The 18,070-nt window shown below is 59.9% G+C and carries 17 protein-coding genes and 1 pseudogene; 8 read left to right on the forward strand and 10 right to left on the reverse strand.

Translation table 11 applies throughout. The features are described from left to right. A complete protein-coding gene (locus ACP4QI_RS05335; protein ID WP_426495105.1) occupies window positions 1-3,096 on the forward strand; it encodes an efflux RND transporter permease subunit in 3,096 nt (1,031 codons plus the stop codon). On the opposite strand, the gene ACP4QI_RS05340 is transcribed toward ACP4QI_RS05335, so the two are convergent. Further along, on the reverse strand, window positions 3,086-4,207 hold the full coding sequence (locus ACP4QI_RS05340; RefSeq protein WP_285128661.1) for a YbdK family carboxylate-amine ligase: 1,122 nt from the start codon (window positions 4,205-4,207) through the stop codon (window positions 3,086-3,088). The genes ACP4QI_RS05335 and ACP4QI_RS05340 overlap by 11 nt on opposite strands. Before the next feature lie 193 nt (window positions 4,208-4,400). Here ACP4QI_RS05340 and ACP4QI_RS05345 point away from each other — a divergent pair, with 193 nt between their 5' ends. The 4 genes and pseudogenes from ACP4QI_RS05345 to ACP4QI_RS05360 all read left to right on the forward strand — a co-directional run bounded on the left by ACP4QI_RS05345 (window position 4,401) and on the right by ACP4QI_RS05360 (window position 6,097). Then, window positions 4,401-4,838: a nuclear transport factor 2 family protein gene (locus tag ACP4QI_RS05345; protein WP_156263148.1), complete on the forward strand. Its 438-nt coding sequence runs from the start codon at window positions 4,401-4,403 to the stop codon at window positions 4,836-4,838. 40 nt (window positions 4,839-4,878) lie between these two features. Then, window positions 4,879-5,193, forward strand: a pseudogene (locus ACP4QI_RS05350) (cupin domain-containing protein); the annotation flags it as partial. Between the two features lie 79 nt (window positions 5,194-5,272). Continuing rightward, window positions 5,273-5,518, forward strand: coding sequence for a YmjA family protein (locus tag ACP4QI_RS05355; protein WP_142488543.1), 246 nt, complete (start codon window positions 5,273-5,275; stop codon window positions 5,516-5,518). Window positions 5,519-5,614: 96 nt separating this feature from the next. Beyond that, the gene (locus ACP4QI_RS05360; protein ID WP_156263151.1) at window positions 5,615-6,097 is read left to right on the forward strand and encodes a cold-shock protein; all 483 of its coding nucleotides are present in this window, start codon (window positions 5,615-5,617) and stop codon (window positions 6,095-6,097) included. A 75-nt stretch (window positions 6,098-6,172) separates the two neighbouring features. Here ACP4QI_RS05360 and ACP4QI_RS05365 read toward each other — a convergent pair whose 3' ends face one another. From ACP4QI_RS05365 to ACP4QI_RS05385, 5 genes are all read right to left on the reverse strand, one after another. Continuing rightward, window positions 6,173-6,883, reverse strand: coding sequence for an ABC transporter ATP-binding protein (locus ACP4QI_RS05365; protein WP_426495104.1), 711 nt, complete (start codon window positions 6,881-6,883; stop codon window positions 6,173-6,175). Further along, window positions 6,870-7,706, reverse strand: coding sequence for an ABC transporter ATP-binding protein (locus tag ACP4QI_RS05370; protein ID WP_156263153.1), 837 nt, complete (start codon window positions 7,704-7,706; stop codon window positions 6,870-6,872). Before ACP4QI_RS05370 ends, ACP4QI_RS05365 begins: the two co-directional genes overlap by 14 nt. Further along, window positions 7,699-8,532, reverse strand: a complete 834-nt coding sequence (locus ACP4QI_RS05375; protein ID WP_142488549.1) for an ABC transporter permease — start codon at window positions 8,530-8,532, stop codon at window positions 7,699-7,701. The genes ACP4QI_RS05370 and ACP4QI_RS05375 overlap by 8 nt, the downstream gene beginning before the upstream one ends. After that, window positions 8,532-9,545 carry an ABC transporter permease gene (locus ACP4QI_RS05380; RefSeq protein ID WP_426495103.1) on the reverse strand — a complete coding sequence of 338 codons (1,014 nt, stop codon included), beginning with the start codon at window positions 9,543-9,545 and terminating at the stop codon, window positions 8,532-8,534. The genes ACP4QI_RS05375 and ACP4QI_RS05380 overlap by 1 nt, the downstream gene beginning before the upstream one ends. A gap of 138 nt (window positions 9,546-9,683) precedes the next feature. Next, complete coding sequence (locus tag ACP4QI_RS05385; protein ID WP_426495102.1) at window positions 9,684-11,252, reverse strand: ABC transporter substrate-binding protein; 1,569 nt, start codon at window positions 11,250-11,252, stop codon at window positions 9,684-9,686. 209 nt (window positions 11,253-11,461) lie between these two features. On the opposite strand from ACP4QI_RS05385, the gene ACP4QI_RS05390 reads away from it, so the two are divergent. From ACP4QI_RS05390 to ACP4QI_RS05400, 3 genes are all read left to right on the forward strand, one after another. After that, window positions 11,462-12,175: a GNAT family N-acetyltransferase gene (locus ACP4QI_RS05390; protein ID WP_142488555.1), complete on the forward strand. Its 714-nt coding sequence runs from the start codon at window positions 11,462-11,464 to the stop codon at window positions 12,173-12,175. 240 nt (window positions 12,176-12,415) lie between these two features. Further along, complete coding sequence (locus ACP4QI_RS05395) at window positions 12,416-12,568, forward strand: Hok/Gef family protein (protein WP_142488557.1); 153 nt, start codon at window positions 12,416-12,418, stop codon at window positions 12,566-12,568. A gap of 345 nt (window positions 12,569-12,913) precedes the next feature. Next, the gene (locus tag ACP4QI_RS05400) at window positions 12,914-13,066 is read left to right on the forward strand and encodes a Hok/Gef family protein (protein ID WP_285128669.1); all 153 of its coding nucleotides are present in this window, start codon (window positions 12,914-12,916) and stop codon (window positions 13,064-13,066) included. Window positions 13,067-13,162: 96 nt separating this feature from the next. Here the strand turns inward: ACP4QI_RS05400 and ACP4QI_RS05405 are convergent, their stop codons facing one another. Genes ACP4QI_RS05405 through ACP4QI_RS05420 form a run of 4 tightly spaced genes read right to left on the reverse strand, consistent with a single transcriptional unit; the run spans window position 13,163 to window position 17,904 of the window. Beyond that, the gene (locus ACP4QI_RS05405; protein ID WP_426495101.1) at window positions 13,163-14,662 is read right to left on the reverse strand and encodes an FGGY family carbohydrate kinase; all 1,500 of its coding nucleotides are present in this window, start codon (window positions 14,660-14,662) and stop codon (window positions 13,163-13,165) included. 15 nt (window positions 14,663-14,677) lie between these two features. Then, a complete protein-coding gene (locus ACP4QI_RS05410; RefSeq protein WP_059308548.1) occupies window positions 14,678-16,096 on the reverse strand; it encodes an L-fucose/L-arabinose isomerase family protein in 1,419 nt (472 codons plus the stop codon). 34 nt (window positions 16,097-16,130) lie between these two features. Beyond that, window positions 16,131-17,081, reverse strand: a complete 951-nt coding sequence (locus ACP4QI_RS05415; RefSeq protein ID WP_285128672.1) for a transketolase family protein — start codon at window positions 17,079-17,081, stop codon at window positions 16,131-16,133. Beyond that, window positions 17,074-17,904: a transketolase gene (locus ACP4QI_RS05420; RefSeq protein WP_426495100.1), complete on the reverse strand. Its 831-nt coding sequence runs from the start codon at window positions 17,902-17,904 to the stop codon at window positions 17,074-17,076. The genes ACP4QI_RS05415 and ACP4QI_RS05420 overlap by 8 nt, the downstream gene beginning before the upstream one ends. Window positions 17,905-18,070 lie beyond the last annotated feature (166 nt).

The raw sequence follows: 18,070 nt of genomic DNA on the forward strand, positions 1-18,070 counted from the left end.
ATGCTGACGTTTTTCATCAAACGCCCGCGCTTCGCAATGGTGATCGCGCTGGTCATCACCCTGCTGGGGGCTATCGCGCTGAGGATGATTCCGGTGGAGCAGTATCCGCAGATCACGCCCCCGGTTGTGAATGTGTCAGCGTCATGGCCCGGTGCCAGCGCGGCTGACGTGGCGGAAGCCATCGCCACGCCGCTGGAGACCCAGCTGAACGGCGTGGATCATATGCTCTATATGGAATCCACCAGCTCGGACGAAGGCAGCTACAGCCTGAACATCACCTTTGCCGCAGGAACGGACCCCGATTTAGCCGCCATCGACGTGCAAAACCGCGTCGCGCAGGCCGTGGCGCAGCTTCCCGCCGAGGCGCAGCAAAACGGCGTGCAGGTGCGCAAGCGCGCCACCAACCTGATGATGGGGGTAAGCCTTTACTCACCGAATAATTCCCACTCACCGCTGTTCGTCAGCAACTACGCCAGCACCCAGCTGCGTGAGGCGCTGTCCCGCCTGCCGGGCGTTGGGCAGGTGCAGATGTTTGGCGCGCGGGACTACAGCATGCGCATCTGGCTGCGTCCGGACCGCATGAACGCCCTGAACGTCACCACCGACGACGTGGCCCAGGCACTGCGGGAGCAGAACGTGCCGGGGGCGGCAGGCCAGGTCGGCACGCCACCGGTGTTTAACGGCCAGCAGCAGACCCTGACCATTAACGGGCTGGGGCGCTTAAATCAGGCTGAAGATTTCGCCGGGATCATTATCCGCGCGGGGGAGATGGGCCAACTGGTGCGCCTGAAGGATGTCGCCACCATTGAACTCGGCTCCCGCAGCTACAGCTCCGGCGCACAGCTGAACGGGCATGACTCCGCCTACCTCGGCATCTACCCCACGCCGTCCGCCAACGCCCTGCGCGTGGCTGACGCGGTGCGCGCCGAGCTGGAACGTTTGTCCGCACGCTTCCCGGGCGATCTGACGTACGAAGTGAAATTCGACACTACCTCCTTTGTTGCGGCCACCATCAAGGAGATTGGCGTTTCGCTGGCGCTGACCCTGCTGGCGGTGGTGGTCGTGGTTTCCCTGTTTCTGCAAAGCTGGCGCGCGACGCTGATTGTCGCGCTCGCCATTCCGGTGTCGCTGGTGGGCACCTTTGCGGTGCTCTATACGCTGGGTTATTCCGCCAACACCCTCAGCCTGTTCGCCATTATTCTGGCGCTGACCATGGTGGTGGATGATGCCATCGTAGTGGTGGAGAACGTGGAAACCCTGATGGCGGAAGGGCAGAGCCGCACGGAGGCAACCGCCCAGGCGCTGCGGCAGATTGCCGGGCCGGTGATTGCCACCACCCTGGTGCTGCTGGCGGTGTTTGTGCCGGTAGCGCTGTTGCCTGGGATTGTCGGCGAGCTTTATCGCCAGTTCGCGGTGACGCTCTCCACCGCCGTGACGCTTTCAAGCCTGGTGGCGCTCACCCTGACGCCCGCGCTGTGCGCGATGCTGCTGCGTCCGCGCCCGGAGAAACCTGCGGCACTCTATCGCACCTTTAACCGCGGGCTGGACGCCACGCGCGGTTTCTACACCCGCATCGTGAACGTTTTAAACCTGCGCCCGTGGCTGGCGCTGCTGGCCACCGCAGGCGCGGCGGCTGTCGTCGCGTTCAGCTTTATGTCGATGCCAAAAGGCTTCCTGCCCCAGGAAGACCAGGGCTACTTCTTCGCCAGCGTCCAGCTGCCGGAGTCGGCCTCGCTGGAGCGGACCGAAGCAGTGATGGCGACGGCGCGGGCGCTAATCGCCAAAAATCCGGCAGTGGAGGACGTGATTCAGGTCTCCGGGTTCAACATTCTCAACGGCACCAGCGCCTCCAACGGCGGCTTTATCTCCGTGATGCTGAAGGACTGGAGCGAGCGTCCACCGCTGGATGCGGTGATGGGCACATTGCAGCGCCAATTGCTGGCCCTGCCGGAAGCGACCATCATGACCTTCGCGCCGCCGACGTTGCCGGGGCTGGGCAACGCCTCCGGCTTTGACCTGCGCATTCAGGCCCAGGCGGGGCAGAGCCCGGCGGAGCTGGAGCGCGTCACCCGGGAGGTGCTGGCGAAAGCCAACCAGCACCCGCAGCTGAGCCGGGTGTTCACCACCTGGAGCAGCAACGTGCCCCAGTTGACCCTCACCGTTGACCGCGAGCGGGCCGCACGCCTCGACGTGCCGGTGTCGCGCATCTTCAGCAGCCTGCAAACCGCCTTTGGCGGCACCCGCGCCGGAGATTTTAGCGTCAACAACCGCGTCTACCAGGTGGTGATGCAAAACGAGATGCAGTGGCGCGAGCGCGCGGAGCAAATCAGCGAGCTGTTCGTGCGCAGCAATAACGGCGAGCGGGTACGCCTGAGCAATCTCGTCACCATCACCCCGACCGTCGGCGCGCCGTTCCTGCAGCAGTACAACCAGTTCCCGTCGGTGTCGGTAAGCGGCTCGGCGGCGCAAGGGGTGAGCAGCAGCACGGCGATGGCGGTGATGGGTCAGCTTCTGACAGAGAACCTGCCTGCCGGGTACGACTACGCCTGGAGCGGCATGTCGTATCAGGAGCAGCAGACCGGCAACCAGGCGATCTGGATTGTGCTGGCGGCGGTGGTCATGGCGTGGCTGTTCCTGGTCGCCCAGTACGAAAGCTGGACGCTGCCGGCGAGCGTGATGCTCTCGGTGCTGTTTGCCCTCGGCGGGGCGCTGGTGTGGCTGTGGATAGCGGGGTACGCCAACGACGTCTACGTGCAGATTGGGCTGGTGCTGCTGATCGCCCTTGCCGCCAAAAACGCCATCCTGATCGTCGAGTTTGCCCGCGCGCGGCGCATGGAGGGAGTGGCCATTGTCGATGCTGCCCGCGAGGGGGCGTCCCGCCGCTTCCGGGCAGTGATGATGACCGCCGTGTCGTTCATTATCGGGGTCCTGCCGATGATGCTGGCGACCGGAGCCGGTGCCCAGAGCCGCCGCATCATCGGCACCACGGTGTTCAGCGGCATGCTGGTGGCCACCGTGGTGGGGATTGTCTTTATCCCGGCGCTGTTTGTGCTGTTCCAGCGCCTGCGCGAGTGGGGGCACCGGCTTACGGGCTAGTCGCCCACAGCTCGGCATGTTTTTGCACTAAGGAGATGAGCGAGCCACCGTCTGCGATAAAGTCCCGCATGCGCTGCGCCTCGCTCTTGCCCTGCTTCAGCATCAGGCCAATCTCCTGAATCGCGCTCGTCGCGCCCAGCTTCTCCGCAGACGGCGCCACGCGCTCCAGCAGCCAGGCGAGATCCTCAGCAATGGTTTTCTGCTCTCCGGTATGCACGTCCGTCAGGATCCCCGCTAACCCGTAGCGACAGGCCTGAAAACGGTTAAAGCGGTACAGCAGAAAATCCGCTTCCTGATGCTTATAAGGCCGCGTGGTCAGCAGCCAGTGCGAGGTGGCCTGAATCAGCCCGGCGATATTGATGGCATGGGCGAGGGTGAGCGGCGTATCCATCACCCGCACCTCCACGGTGCCAAAATGCGGGCTGGGGCGAATGTCCCAGTGCAGATCTTTGATGCTGTCGATCATGCTGGTGTGGCTCAGGCGACGAAACAGACCCTCGAACTCCTGCCAGCTGTTAACCCACGGCATCAGGCCATTATCCGGGAACCCCGAGAAGATATTGAGCCGCGATGAAGCAAACTTCGTGTCGGTGCCCTGCATGTAGGGCGAGGTTGCCGCCAGGGCGATAAAGTGCGGCACGAAGCGCGACAGGCCGTGCAGCAGGTAAATGGCATCATCGCCGGTGCGACACCCCACGTGGACGTGCTGGCCGAACACCGTGGCCTGCAAAATCAGATAGCCAAAGCGCTCCAGCGTGGCGTTATACCGCTCGTCCTCGCACACCTCCTGACGCTGCCATTTCTGAAACGGATGCGTGCCGCCGCCGCAGATCCGGATATGGTGCTCCGCCGCGGCGCGCAGGATGCTCTGCTGCATGGCGGAGAACTGCGCCGCCGCCTGGTCGATGTTGTGGCATACCCCGGTGGCGATCTCGAGCATGCTTTCGGTGATGTCATGCTTCACCTCTCCGGCTTTGATGTCGTTTTTCACGGCGTCGATCAGGGCGGAGGAGTCCTGGCTCAGATCGTAGCCCGGCGGGTTAACCACCTGCAGCTCCAGTTCGATGCCCAGGGTATAGGGTTCAGAGGAATGAAAGTCGGGTAAAGGCATAGCGCACTCCGTTGTCTGTGATGAGTTGAGTATAGACAACGGGGGGATCTCGCTCCGGGCAGGTGAAAGCATTGGCAGCGGGTGAGCGCTGTCATTAAAAAATAGAAAAGCCTAAACTTGGACAAAATACATTGGTTGTGTAAGTTTTAACTATGCCGCAACCACGATGTTGTTCAAATACAGGGTAGGATTTATGAGCGCACTGCCATCCGTCATCGACAGATTTGTAGATTACTACGCCGATCTGGATAACCAGCCCCCCTCGGCGCTTGTCGCGCTCTATGATGCTAACGCCATACTTTTCGATCCTTTTGGCGAGCACAAAGGACTGTTTTCGATCCAGCGCTATTTCATGCACCTGCTGGCTAACGTCGACTCATGCCGCTTCACCCTCGATCCCCCTCTGTATGACGCCCGGCGTTTTGTCGTGACATGGACCATGCACTGGTCACATCCGCGGATGGCCGGAGGTGAAACGCTCTCTTTGCCGGGGTGCTCATTCGTGGAAATTGAGGACGATATGATCGTTCGCCAGCGCGATTACTACGATGCCGGAGAGATGATTTATGAACATCTTCCTCTGCTGGGCTGGGCCGTACGCGGCGTGAAGAAGAGGGTACGCAGCGGGTGATACCGCCTGATGGACGGGCTTTTTTCTTCATCCTCTCGAACACTGGCAGCCGAAAGTCATCGCTCAGATGAATGATTACCAGTTTAAAATCGTCAAAATTTCCGGTGATTTTATCTGGCACGCCCACCCGGAGACCGATGAAGCCTTTATTGTTATCGAGGGCGTTTTACGGATCGATTTTCGCGACGGGCATATCCTCATTCATCCGGGAGAGATGTACGTGGTTCCCAAAGGCGTTGAGCATAAAACCTCTGCGGAAGAGACAGTGAAAATGATGATGATCGAGCCTTGCGGCGTCCTGAATACCGGACACGAAGGCGGAGCGCGCACCGCTGAAAACGATGTCTGGATCTAAGGTTATCCGGCAGGGATGCCAGAAAAAAACGCGGGAGAATGCTATTATCAGGCAGCATCTGACACCCTGAGGAACACTTATGAGCAACGACGTACCGATTAAATATTATGACATCGTGGATGAGTACACGACGGAAGCCGCCACCCCGGTAAGCGAAGCCGAACGCGATCCGCTGGCGCTCTATTTCCAGCTGCTGATCACCCGCTTGATGAATAACGAAGAGATCAGCGAAGAGGCGCAGACCGAGATGGCGGTGGAAGCGGGTATCAACGCGCAGCGTATCGATGATATCGCCAATTTCCTCAATCAGTGGGGCAATGAGTAGTTCCTGCGTGAAAGACGTAGTCTGCGCAGGCGTTGTGCTTTACACTGCGCGCGGCAAAAATTGAGTTGATAAACGATTAATTGGGCGGTAACGGCGATGGCGATGAACGGAACAATCACAACCTGGTTTGAAGATAAGGGTTTTGGATTTATCAAAGATGAAAACGGCGACAACCGCTATTTTCATGTGATTAAGGTCGCCAACCCTGATCTGATTAAGAAAGATGCCGCGGTGACGTTTGAACCCACCACCAACAACAAGGGGTTGTCAGCGTTTGCGGTTAAAGTGATACCGGAAAGCAAATACATCTTCATTGATGGCGAGCGTCATAAGATCACCTCCATCAAGTCTTACCTGGTGTACAGCGAAGAAGAGTCTGCCGACACCAAACTGGATAAAGAGGTGCTGTCGGTGAAGAGCCTGATGGGAAATATCGCCCCAAAATCAGCCGCGAAAACAGGCGAGATACGCACGTTGAAAAAACTGGCGATCACCACCTTCCAGGGCAAAACGTTCATTTTCTCCGAAGATGAAATCGACATTGATGCTACGGTAAAACAGCTTAAGAACCTGGTGTAATCTGCACTGCCGGGGGGCGGCTACGCCTTACCCGGCCGAAATTGTAGGCCCGAGCAAGCGCAGCGCCGCCGGGCACTACCCCTGGTTCATCCGATGTTCACCTGCGTTTAAGGCCTCACGGTCAAAGAAACGCTGGATCACACCTCCCGCCATAAACGCCGCCCGATCCGACATATGGGCAATCACATCCGCATCATGGCTCACCAGCAGGTAGGTCATCCCGTGCTGCTGTTTCAGGCGATTCAGCAGGTTGAGAATTTCGGCCTGCACCGACATATCCAGCGCCGAGGTGGGCTCATCCAGCAGCAGAAGCTGCGGGCGTAACAGCAGCGCCCGGGCAATTGCCACACGCTGACGCTGCCCGCCGGAGAGCTGGTGGGGATAGCGCTTGCCCGCATCGGCAGCCAGCCCCACCTGCTGCAGCGCCTCCGCCACCTTTTCCGCAATCTGCGTTGCATCGTGGATCCGTAACGGCTCCGCCAGGGTGCGCGAGATGGTGTGATTGGGGTGCAGCGAAGCCCAGGGATCCTGAAACACCATCTGTACGTTGCGGCGCAGCGAGCCGGTAAAACGTACCCCGGGCTGAAGTTTGTCGCCCAGCACCTGAATATTGCCGTGCCACTGGCGCTGTAGCCCGGCCAGCACCCGCAGAATGGTCGATTTCCCGCAGCCCGATTCACCGATCAGGCTGAAGGTTTCACCTTGCTCAATCGTAAAGCTGGCGGCAGAAACCGCCGTTTTCTCCCCGAAGGTCACCTGTAGCTGTTCTACGTTAACGAGTGCCATGAGTCACCTCCTTCCAGGGCTGAGTGCGGTCGAGCGTCGGCAGCATCTGCCCGAACGTGTTGGCAGCAGGGCGGCAGGTCCACAGCGTTTGCGTATAAGGATGGGTGGCCTGAGGCAGCTGGCTCGCTGCCATCTCATCCACCTTTTCGCCCTGATACATCACCAGCACGCGATCGCAATGCTCCGCCACCAGCGGCAAATCGTGGCTAATCAGCAGCATCGCCATCTGGCGTTGCGCGCACTGCTCCACCAGCAGCGCGAGGATCTGGTTACGCAGGCGGGCGTCGAGCGCGGAGGTGGGTTCATCGGCAATCAGCACCCGCGGGTTGTTGATCAGCGCAATGGCAATCATCACCCGCTGGCCCATGCCGCCGGAGAGTTCCCCCGGATAGCGGCTGAGCACCGCGTCGGTCAGACCCACGGCGTGGATCATCTCCCGGATGCGCTCCAGCCGTTCCCGTCGCGACAGTTTCTGGTGCAGGGTTAAGGCCTCATCCAGCTGCGCCAGCACGTTTTTCACCGGGTTGAGGGCGTAGCGCGGATCCTGAAGCACCATCGCAATCTCGTTACCGCGAAGTTGTCGCCAGCCGCGCGGCGACAGGGTAGTGAGATCGTGCCCCAGCACATTGAGCCGCTGTGCGCTGACCCGGCCTGGCTTGCGCACCAGCCCCATCAGTGCCCGGGCGGTCATCGACTTGCCCGAGCCGGATTCCCCGACCAGCGCCAGCCGCTCATTGCCCAGGGTAAAGCTGACGTTGTTAACCACCCGCGCGGCGGGATAATCAATCGTCAGGGAATCGACAATAATGCGGGGTTCAGTCATGTTGTGGCTCCAGCACGTCGCGCAGGCCGTCGCCCAGCAGGTTAAAGGCCAGGCTGGCAATCAGGATCGCTCCGCCCGGAATAGCGGCAATCCACCACTGATCGAAAATGACCTGCATCCCGTCGGCAATCATCGCCCCCCATTCCGCCATCGGGGGACGTGCGCCGAGGCCGAGGAAGCCCAGCCCGGCCGCCGCCAGGATAATCCCGGCCAGATCGAGCGCCAGACGCACGATGGCCGAGGGCAGACACAGCGGCAGAAGATGCCCCAGCAGCAGGCGAAAACCGCGAATGCCCATCATTTCGGCCGCCGCCAGATAGTCGCTGTGGCGCAGACGCTGGATCTCGCTGCGCGCCTGCCGGGCGTAGGCCGGCCAGGTGGTCAACGCCAGCGCCAGCGCGCCGTTGACCAGCCCCGGACCGAGCATGGCGACAAAGGCAAAGGCGAGGATCAGACGCGGCATCGACATCACCACGTCGGTAAAGCGCATTAACACCCGCTCCAGCCAGCCGCCGTAGTAGCCGGATAAAATTCCTACCAGCAGCCCGGCGGGCAGGGTGATAACGGTGACCAGCGCCACCAGTCCCAGCGCCGGACGGCTGCCATAAATTAAGCGTGAGAGCAGGTCGCGGCCGTAGCTGTCGGTGCCGAGCCAGTGCTGGGCATTGGGGGCCTGCAGTCGTGCAGCGGCGTCCTGCCAGTTCGGATCGACCGGGGCCAGCCACGGGGCGAACAGCGCCACCAGCAGCAGCAGGGTAATGATGACCAGCCCGCAGAATGCTGCCGGCGAGCGGCGCAGACGTCGTAAAAACAGATAAAACGGCATCAGCGCACCCTTGGGTCAGTGAACCGCACCAGCAGGTCGGTCAGATTATTGATCAGCACGAAACAGACGCCGATCAGCAGCGTTCCGCCCATGATGGCGGTGGTATCCCCGGCGAACAGGGCGGTGGTGAGGTAGCGACCAATTCCCGGCCACGAGAAGACGGTCTCGGTTAACACCGCGCCCTCCAGCATGCTGGTGTAGGCCAGCGCAATCACGGTGAGCAGGGTGCTGCGAATATTGGGCAGCACGTGGCGCAGCAGAATGGTCATCTCACCCGCCCCTTTGGCTCGCGCCAGCAGGATGTACTCTTTATTCATCTCGCTCAGGCACGCGGAGCGCGTCAGGCGGGTGATGCTCGCCAGCGAATAGTAGGCCAGCAGCAGCACCGGCAAAACCAGATGGCTGACGGCGTTTTTAAAGGCCGCCATGTCGCCGGAAAGCCAGGTGTCGATCAGCGCAAATCCGCTGCGCGGATCGACGGTATATTGCCAGATATCGTCCAGCCTGCCGGGCCCGGCGCTCCACTGCAGCTTCGCGTAGAACAGCGCCAGCATCAGCAGCCCGAGCCAGAAAATGGGCACCGAGTTGCCGAGCAGGGTGAGGGTGCGGATAACCAGGTCGAGCGGCGAACCGACATAACGGGCGCACAGCACCCCGGCCATCACCCCCAGCAGGGAACCGAGGATCAGCGCCAGGGTGGCCAGCTCCAGGGTGGCCGGGAAGGCGTGCAGCAGATCCTGCAGCACCGGCTGCCCGGTGGCGCTGGCGGTGCCGAGGTCGCCCTGCACCAGATTAACCAGATAGTGCCAGAACTGCACCGGCAGTGGCCGATCCAGCCCGAGCTGGTGGCGAACCTGATCGTAGGTGGACTGGCTGGCATGGTCCCCGACGATCTGCAAAACGCGATCGACCGGCGAGAGCGCAGAGAGCGCAAAGGTCACGAGCAAAAGCCCGAGCAGCGTGAGGAACAGGGTCAGCAGGCCCTGGAGCACGCGGGTGGAAAGATGTGGCATGGGAGATCTCTTCATGCCGGGTGGCGGCTTCGCCTTACCCGGCCAACAAAATATCATCGTGCGTGGAGAGGTTTTGTAGGCCCGTGCAAGCGCAGCGCCGCCGGGCGATGAGCGCATGTACGTGGCCGACAAACTGGGCTATTTCGTGACTTTATCGTACCAGACCATATCCGCATTCAGCCCCTGCTGATAACCCTTCACGTTATCACGCACCACAATCTGGGTTTTGCCCTGATCGACAAACACGTACGGCGAGGTCTGCTGCAGCTGCTCCTGCATCTGCTTATACAGGTCGAGGCGTTTGGCCGGATCCGGCTCGGCCACTGCCGACAGCGTGGCTTTGTTGAGTTCCGGGATCTGCCAGCCGTTAAGCCCGGCCACGGTGCTGGATTTGCCGTCATTCCACGCGAAGGCGCTGGCGTTGGAGTGGGCGTCGAAGTAATCCGGGATCCACAGACGGATAGCGGCCTGGTGCTGTTTGGCCCGCACGCGGGCATACACCTGGCTACCGGCTGCTGGCAGGAGTTCGATCTTCACGCCACCCTGGGCAAAGCTCGCCTGCATCGACTGGGCAATGGTAATAAACGGCGGTTTGTTCTCCACATCGAGGGTGAAGTGCGCGTCTTTGATACCCGCTTTCGCCAGAATCTCTTTCGCTTTGGCCGGATCAAATTTGAACGGGTTATTCTCCAGAGCGCCTGGCAGGCCTACCGGCAGGAAGCTCTGGTGGACAAAGTACTGGCCTTTCAGCAGATCTTTGGTGATGCCTTCATAATCCACCAGCCAGCGTGACGCTTCCCAGAAGGCCGGGTTATTCAGCAGCGGGTTGGCGCTGTTGCCGGCGTTAAACACCAGGTAGTTCTGCTCCGCAGAGGGGATGCTCAGCACGGTGACGCCCGGTTTGCCGGTGAGGGCACCCACCTGGTCAGCACCGAGATCGCGGGCGACATCGGCGTCACCCTGCTCGATCAGCAGGCGACGGGAGGCCGGATCCGGCACGTTTTTGATAATAATATTTTTCAGCTTCAGCGCGCCGCCCGGCGCGCTGGCGTTGGCTTCCAGCACGATGGCCTGATGCGGCTGGTAGACGCGCATTTTATACGCGCCGCTGCCTGCAGAGTGCATCTTCAGCCAGGCGTTGCCAAAGTCATCGCCTTTGACATTGGCGGTGACCAGCTTTTCATCCACGATGGAGGCAATCGGCGTGGAGAGAATATTCAGCGCAACGGCCGGACTCACGTCTGCCGTCCAGTGCAGCTGCAGCGTGTGATCATCCACCTTTTTCAGCTGGCTGGCGATATTGCCCGGCTCCCAGCCCAGCACGTTAAGAATAAAGGCCGGGGACTTGTTCAGGGTGATGGCGCGGGTATACGAGAAGATGACATCTTCCGCACGCAGCGGGTTGCCGGAGGCAAATTTCGCGTCCGGCTTCAGCTTGATGGTCAGGGTTTTTGCTGCCGCATCCGCCTCCCAGCTTTCGGCCAGGATCGGGGTGATTTTTTCCGGGTTATCGCGGTCAGGCTGCACCAGGCGCTGATATAGGCTGGGCACGGTCTGGATACTGGAGAGCTCGTTGGCTTCGGCCGGATCGAGGCTCACAATGTCATCCAGACCCTGAGCGACAACCAGCGTATCAGGTGGCGTAGCGGCATGGGCGGTTGCTGTCAGCGAAGCCAGCACCAGTAACGGCAGTAGTTTTTTGGTCATAACGATCCCTGAACGTCTTGTTTTTGATTGTTTTATAGACCGTTACGTTAGGGGGGCGGACAGAAATTAGGAAAGTCTTAATTCTGCTTAGCTTATTCCCGTAGCGCATAATGAATTATTTATAGTTATTAGCGGGGCTAGCGGTACCGTTATGCAGGCAATCCTGTATTGTGAAATAACAATCTATTAACAAACAAAAGGGGTAGAGCGTGCCGGAAATCAATATCTGGGGGCAGACCGTTAACGATCCTGTTCCCGGCTGGCAGGGGGCCAGCGTGTTAGAGCGTGGAGTACTGGAAGGGCGTTTTTGCCGTCTTGAACCGCTGGATGCGGTAGAGCATGCGGTGGATCTGTTCGAGGCGTACGCGCTGGGCGACGACAGCGACTGGACCTGGCTTGCCAGCAATCAACCTGCCAGCGTGGAAGCTACCGTCGACTGGTTGCAGGTCAAGGTGCAGGATGAGGGACTGGTGCCTTTTGCGGTGATCGATCGCCGCAGCGAGCGCGCCGTTGGGCTGGTCTGTTACATGGCAATTGAACAGCAGCTGGGCTCGGTGGAGATTGGTCATGTCACCTGGTCGCGGAAAATGAAAAACAGCCCGCTCGGCACCGAAGCCGTCTGGCTGCTGCTGAAGTATGGCTTTGAACGGGGCTACCGTCGACTCGAGTGGAAGTGCGATTCGATGAACATTGCTTCGCGTCGGGCCGCCGAGCGGCTGGGCTTTGTCTGGGAAGGGCGGCTGCGGCAGAAACTGGTGCGCAAAGGCCGCAACCGCGACAGCGATATGCTGTCGATTATTGACAGCGAATGGCCGGAACGGGACGCGGCCATTCGCGGCTGGCTGGCCGCGGACAATTTTGATGCTGAGGGACGGCAAATCAGACGCCTTGAGACGTTTCATGTGCGCCCGGAAACCGCCTGATTTCCCGGCAACCTGAACGTATTCCGAAAAGGTTATTCTGCTGGTTAAATATACAGTTAAAAGGCGATTTTTTAGACGATACGGGAGTAATATAGCGGCGGGTGCCTGATGCTTTCTGAGCTCAGGCAGGTGTGGTGGGCCAGAAAGCAAAAGCCCCGGAGATGTTTCCATCAACCGGGGCTACCACTCCAAACCCAAACAATTTGGATGGTAGCCTCTTCTTAGCAAGGAGGCAATGACATGCTTAACAAGTACGCCTTTGCGGCGATCCTGGTACTGGGTTTAACTGTGCTGGGCGTCACGTTTCTGGTTCACGAGCAGTTATGCGAGCTGAGCTTTAAGGAGCGTGATGTGGAAGTGAAAGCTGTTCTCGCTTACGAAACGAAGAAGTAGCGGTACGCGGGGAGCAATCCCCGCTTATCCGGTTGTCGGTTTGGTTCGGGCACCCGTTTTTTTGCCCCGTCTGGTGATGAGCCGGACGGGGCATTTTTATTTATGGTAGCGGCATCCTAAATGTATTCTGAAAACATCATTTTACTGGTTAAATACACAGTTTAATGGCGCTTTTTTCAGCGATACGAGAGTAATATTGCGGCGGGTGCCTGATGCTTTCTGAGCTCAGGCTGGTGTGGTGGGCCAGAAAGCAAAAGCCCCGGAGATGTTTCCATCAACCGGGGCTACCAACACCAAACATAGACAATTTGGATGGTAGCCTCTTCTTAGCAAGGAGGCAATGACATGCTTAACAAGTACGCCTTTGCGGCGATCCTGGTGCTGGGTTTAACTGTGCTGGGCGTCACGTTTCTGGTTCACGAGCAGCTATGCGAAGTGAGCTTTAAGGAGCGTGATGTGGAAGTGAAAGCTGTTCTCGCTTACGAAACGAAGAAGTAGCGGTATGCGGGGAGCAATCCCCGCTTATCCGGTTGTCGGTTTGGTACAGGCACCCGTTTTTTTGCCCCGTCTGGTGATGAGCCGGACGGGGCATTTTTACGTTCTTACCCGTTCAACGGTCTCCTGCCAGGCTTGCCAGCGGCTCTGCAACCGGGCGTGACGCGCCATGTCGGGTGTAAAAGTGACATGTTCCGGCAGATACTGGCGCAGCTGCGCGGTGGTCAGGTTAAACAGCGCCTTACGGGCCAGCAGGGCGGCCCCCATCGCGGAGAGCTCCGGCACGTCGCTGCGCATCACCGGACAGCCGAGCAGGTCCGCCTGATACTGCATCAGCCAGTCGTTTTTCGTCGGCCCGCCGTCAACCATCAATCCGTTGAGGGTAAAGCCCGGATGAACGCGCATCGCCAGCACCACGTCGGCAATCTGATAGGCGATCGATTCCAGGGCCGCGCGGATCAGGTGCGCCCGCTTCACGCCCCGGCTCAGGCCGTGGATCATGCCGCGTGCGTTTTCATCCCACCAGGGGGCGCCAAGACCGGTCAGCGCCGGAACAAAATAGACGCCGAGGGTGGAGTCCACCGAGCGGGGCAGGGTGTTCAGCTCATGGGCCAGCTCCGCCTGCGACAGCTCGCTCAAGCCGGTGCTGTCCGCCATCCATGCCACCGCATCGCCGGTGTGCGGAATATTGCCCTCAAGGCCGTAGACCAGGGTGTCGCCATCATGCCACGCCACGGTGGTGGCCAGCGCGCTAACGTCGCAGCGGGCGGAGGAGACCGGTGCCATCACCGACGAACCGGTGCCGTAGGTCGCCTTCACGCAGCCTTCGGCACCCAGACCATGGGCAAAGAGCGCAGCGTGGGAGTCGCCAATCATCGCCATCACCGGCAGTCCGTCAGGGATCGACGGACAGCCGCAAGTGTAACCAAACAGTCCGCTGGAGGGCTTGATATCCGGTAGCGCCGCGCGCGGGATGCCAAACAGCGCCAGCATCTGCGGATCCCAGTCGGCGGTATGCAGGTTCATCAGCTGGGTGCGGGCGGCGTTGGCGTGGTCGCAGCTGAACGACAGGCCCCGGGTCAACTGCCACAGCAGCCAGCTGTCAACGGTGCCGAGGCAGATCTCCCCCCGGGCGGCGCGCTGCGCGCCGTCGGGGGTGTTATCCAGCAGCCAGCGCATTTTAGAGGCCGAGAACAGCGGGGCGATGGGCAGGCCCGTTGCCGCCTTGATCTGCGGCCCGTAGCCATTTTCCCGTAGCTGATGGCAAAAGGACGCGGTGCGGGAACACTGCCAGCTGAGCGCCGGAGCAATGGGCTTGCCGGTTGCCCGATACCAGCCCACGACGGTTTCACGCTGATTGCTAATCGCCAGCGCGGCAACTCTCTCCGCCCCAACGGTGGCAATCGCCCGGGCCACCACCTCGAGGGAGGCCTCGACCAGCAGTTCAGCAGACTGCTCCACCCAGCCTTCGTGCGGGGTCTGGATCGCCAGTGTCCGGGAGAAGCTCGCTACCACATGACCGCTTGCGTCCAGCGCCACCGCTTTGGCGTTGGTGGTGCCCTCGTCGAGGGCAATAATAATATCCTTGCTCACCGACATTGCGGCCTCCTGCCCTTAACGATGGAGATAAGTTGAAACGCCGAGGTAGCGGGTGAAGGCTTCATGCAGGATCTCCGCGCTGGCAGAGTGGTTCATCGCCACGTGATGCTCAAAACCGTTGCGGCAGATCCAGTTCAGCAGGTTCTCCAGATGCGGGACCTGGATCACCGCCCGGCAGCCCACCGTATCCAGCGGATCGTCCACCGACTGGCCCTGGCCCACGTAGGCTTTGATTTCTCCGGTAAGATCGTCGGTGCTCAGGCGGAAGTAGGTCAGCGGGCCGCTTTTCAGACGACCGTGGACCGCGCCGCAGGTGTTCTCTTTCCCGACCGTGGTACCGATGATATCAGCGGTGCCCATGTGCGGGGATTCGAGGCTGGAGGCGGCGAAGTTACCGCAGTGGAACAGGACACATTTGTCGCGATCGTCGCCGAAGTTGTTGTTCCAGTCGGCAATGGAGGCCGGATTCATATTGCTGCTGGCCAGGGCATACATGGAGAGGGCCCCCATCACGTCCACCTCGCAGGCGCTAGGCATCAGCTGGCCGGACATCACGCTCATGATCGAGCAGACGTTAATGCCGAGGTTCTCCTGCAGGGAGGTCCAGCACTGGATGGCGGTGGTGTCGATGTCGTTGGCCACCACCCACTCGCTGATCACCACAAACAGCTTGGCCATAGTCACCAGCTTGTCGGCCGGAATGCGGCTGGCGTCGGCGTTGTCGATCAGAATCCGGCGTTTTTCATCCACGCGGATATCGTCATCGCGCAGGGTTTTAATGCGGGTAAAGACTTCGGACAGATCGAGAGTTTCCACGGCAATGCCCAGTCTTTCCAGCAATTTCTCGCTGTAGCGCACGGTGTTAAAGCCCGCCGGACGGGCACCAATCGCCCCCACGCGCACTCCCCGCATGCTGCTCACCACGCGGCACACCTGCTCGAAGCGCTTCAGATCCTGTTCAAACACCTCGCCGGTGAGGGCGCAGACGTGCTGGGAGGTGAGGGTAAAGGGAATGCCGTACTGACGCAGGTTGTTGCACAGGGAGATCTTGCCGCAGAAGCTGTCGCGGCGGGTCGCCAGCCCCATTTTATCGAGGTTATCTTCCTCGGCCTGCACCAGCACCGGCACGTTCAGGCCAGAAAGACGCAGGGTTTCTGCCACCGCTTTTTCATCGCCAAAGTTCGGCAGCAGCACCACCACGCCATGAATGCGATCGCGATGGGCGCGAAACAGCTCGGCGCACACTTTGGCATCCTGACGGGTTTCGACGCCGCCGAGTTCGGTCTGGCTCGGATCGAGCATCACGGTGTTGATCCCCAGGCGGCCAAACAGGGCGATCGCCTGCTCGCGTGCTTCTGCCACCAGATAGCTCGGGAAAAACCCACGGTTGCCGATGATCACGCCCATCGTAAGTTGTTGAGGAATTCGGGACATTGCTTCTCTCTCCAGTAAGATGTTGTTGTTATTTTCAGCAAATCTGTCGCGTCAGCATTTCCCGGGCGTGTTTCACCACTCCAGCGACATCAATCTCATGACGTGCCCGCGTTGACGCTCTGTCGGCGGCAATCGCGTATTGTCCATCCGGGATCCCCAGACGTTTCAGCGGCACGGCGCATCCGGCCTCGGCCAGCACTTCCGCCACCAGGCTGCCGACGCCGCCGTTGACGTTATGCTCCTCGACGCTCACCACCACCTTGCAGGGGGCGATTGCCGCCAGCAGCTGTTGGGTATCACAGGGACGAATAGATGGAACGCTGATAATAGTGGCGTCAATACCTTCTTCCGCGAGTTGTGCGGCGGCTTCCACTATTTCATGCACCGTCGATCCCATCGCCACCAGCGCCACGTCGTGGCCGGTGCGCAGGACGTTAATCTTGCCCGGGGCAAAACGGTAGCTTTCATCGTGCAGTTCCGGCAGATTTTTGCCGTCGAGACGGATATAGACCGGGCCCACATGGTCGAGGGCGTAGTCGATGATCTGGCGGCACTCGTTCGGGCTCGACGGGGCGTAAATTTCGATATTGCCGAAGCCGCGCATAATGGCGATATCGTCGATGCTGTGGTGGGTGCTGGCGAGCGGGCCGTAGCTGGCGCCGGCGTTCAGGCCGAACAGCTTAACGTTGGTGTTGTTGTAGCAGATGTCGACTTTGATCTGCTCGTTGGCACGTGAAATCAAAAAGGGCGCGGCGTTACAGGTGACGGCGATCTTGCCGCCAATCGCCAGCCCAGCAGCGGCACCCACCAGCGTCTGCTCGGCGATGCCGACGTTAACCAGCCGGCCCGGGAAACGCTGCATAAAGGGGGCGATTTTCGCCGTGGAGGTCGAGTCTGCCACCACCGGCACCAGGTCCACGCCGCGTTCGACGGCGTCAATAAAGGCATTAACCATCACCGTGGCGAGGTGTTCGCTATTACTCATCTTTCAGTTCCTCCAGCGCCAGTTCAACTTCTTCCCCTTTCGGCACCCGGTGGTGCCATTCAGGCCGTCCCTGAATAAATGAAATTCCCGCGCCCTTGGTGGTATGGGCAATCACCACATGCGGCTTGCCGTTGGGCTTCAGTCCTTCCAGCGTGGCGACCACATCCGCCATGTCATTGCCGTTGCAGCCGGTCACTTCCAGGCCGAAGGCTCTCCACTTATCATCCAGCGGATCGGTGTTGAGGATCTCTTTGGTAGAGCCCGCCAGCTGGAGGTTGTTTTTGTCATTGATAATAAACAGGTTATCCAGCTGATAATGAGCGGCGACCAGCGCGGCTTCCCAGTTGCTGCCTTCCGCCAGTTCACCGTCGCCGGTCACCACAAACACCCGACGCTTGCTGTTGTTGCGTTTCGCGGCCAGGGCGATCCCCACCGCTACCGGCAGACCATGTCCCAGCGCGCCGGTGTTCAGCTCAATGCCAGGGGTTTTGTGTTTCACCGGGTGGCCTGGCAGGTGAGAGTCGGCATGCTGATAGGTGGAGAGCCACTCGACGGGAATAAACCCGGCCTCGGCCAGCACGCAGTAATAGCCGCCCACCGCATGGCCTTTTGACTGGATATAGATATCGCGCTCATCGCTGTCCTTCAGCTGCGGGGAGCAGTTCAGAATGCGAAAGTAGAGGGCGGTCAGCAGTTCGACCTGCGAAAGATCGGCGCCGGTATGGCCGCCCGCCGGGCTTTCGGCATTCAGCACAATGATCCGGCGACGAATCGAACGCGCCCGGGTTTCGAGCTCCGCGACGGAGAGCGAAAACGGATTCATAACATACCTCCTGAATTTATAATCTGTTGCGAATAATTATTCCAGCCGGGTACGTTTTTTCCCTGTTCTCTCTGTCAGAGCAGGGATTTATGACCGCTTTGAATATATATTCAATGCTGATTTATTATTCATGATAGTAAGATATGCCCTGCTCTGGGGTTTGTCT

The organism is Leclercia sp. TB492 (genome assembly GCF_049974505.2).
Lineage (GTDB): Bacteria > Pseudomonadota > Gammaproteobacteria > Enterobacterales > Enterobacteriaceae > Enterobacter > Enterobacter adecarboxylatus_C.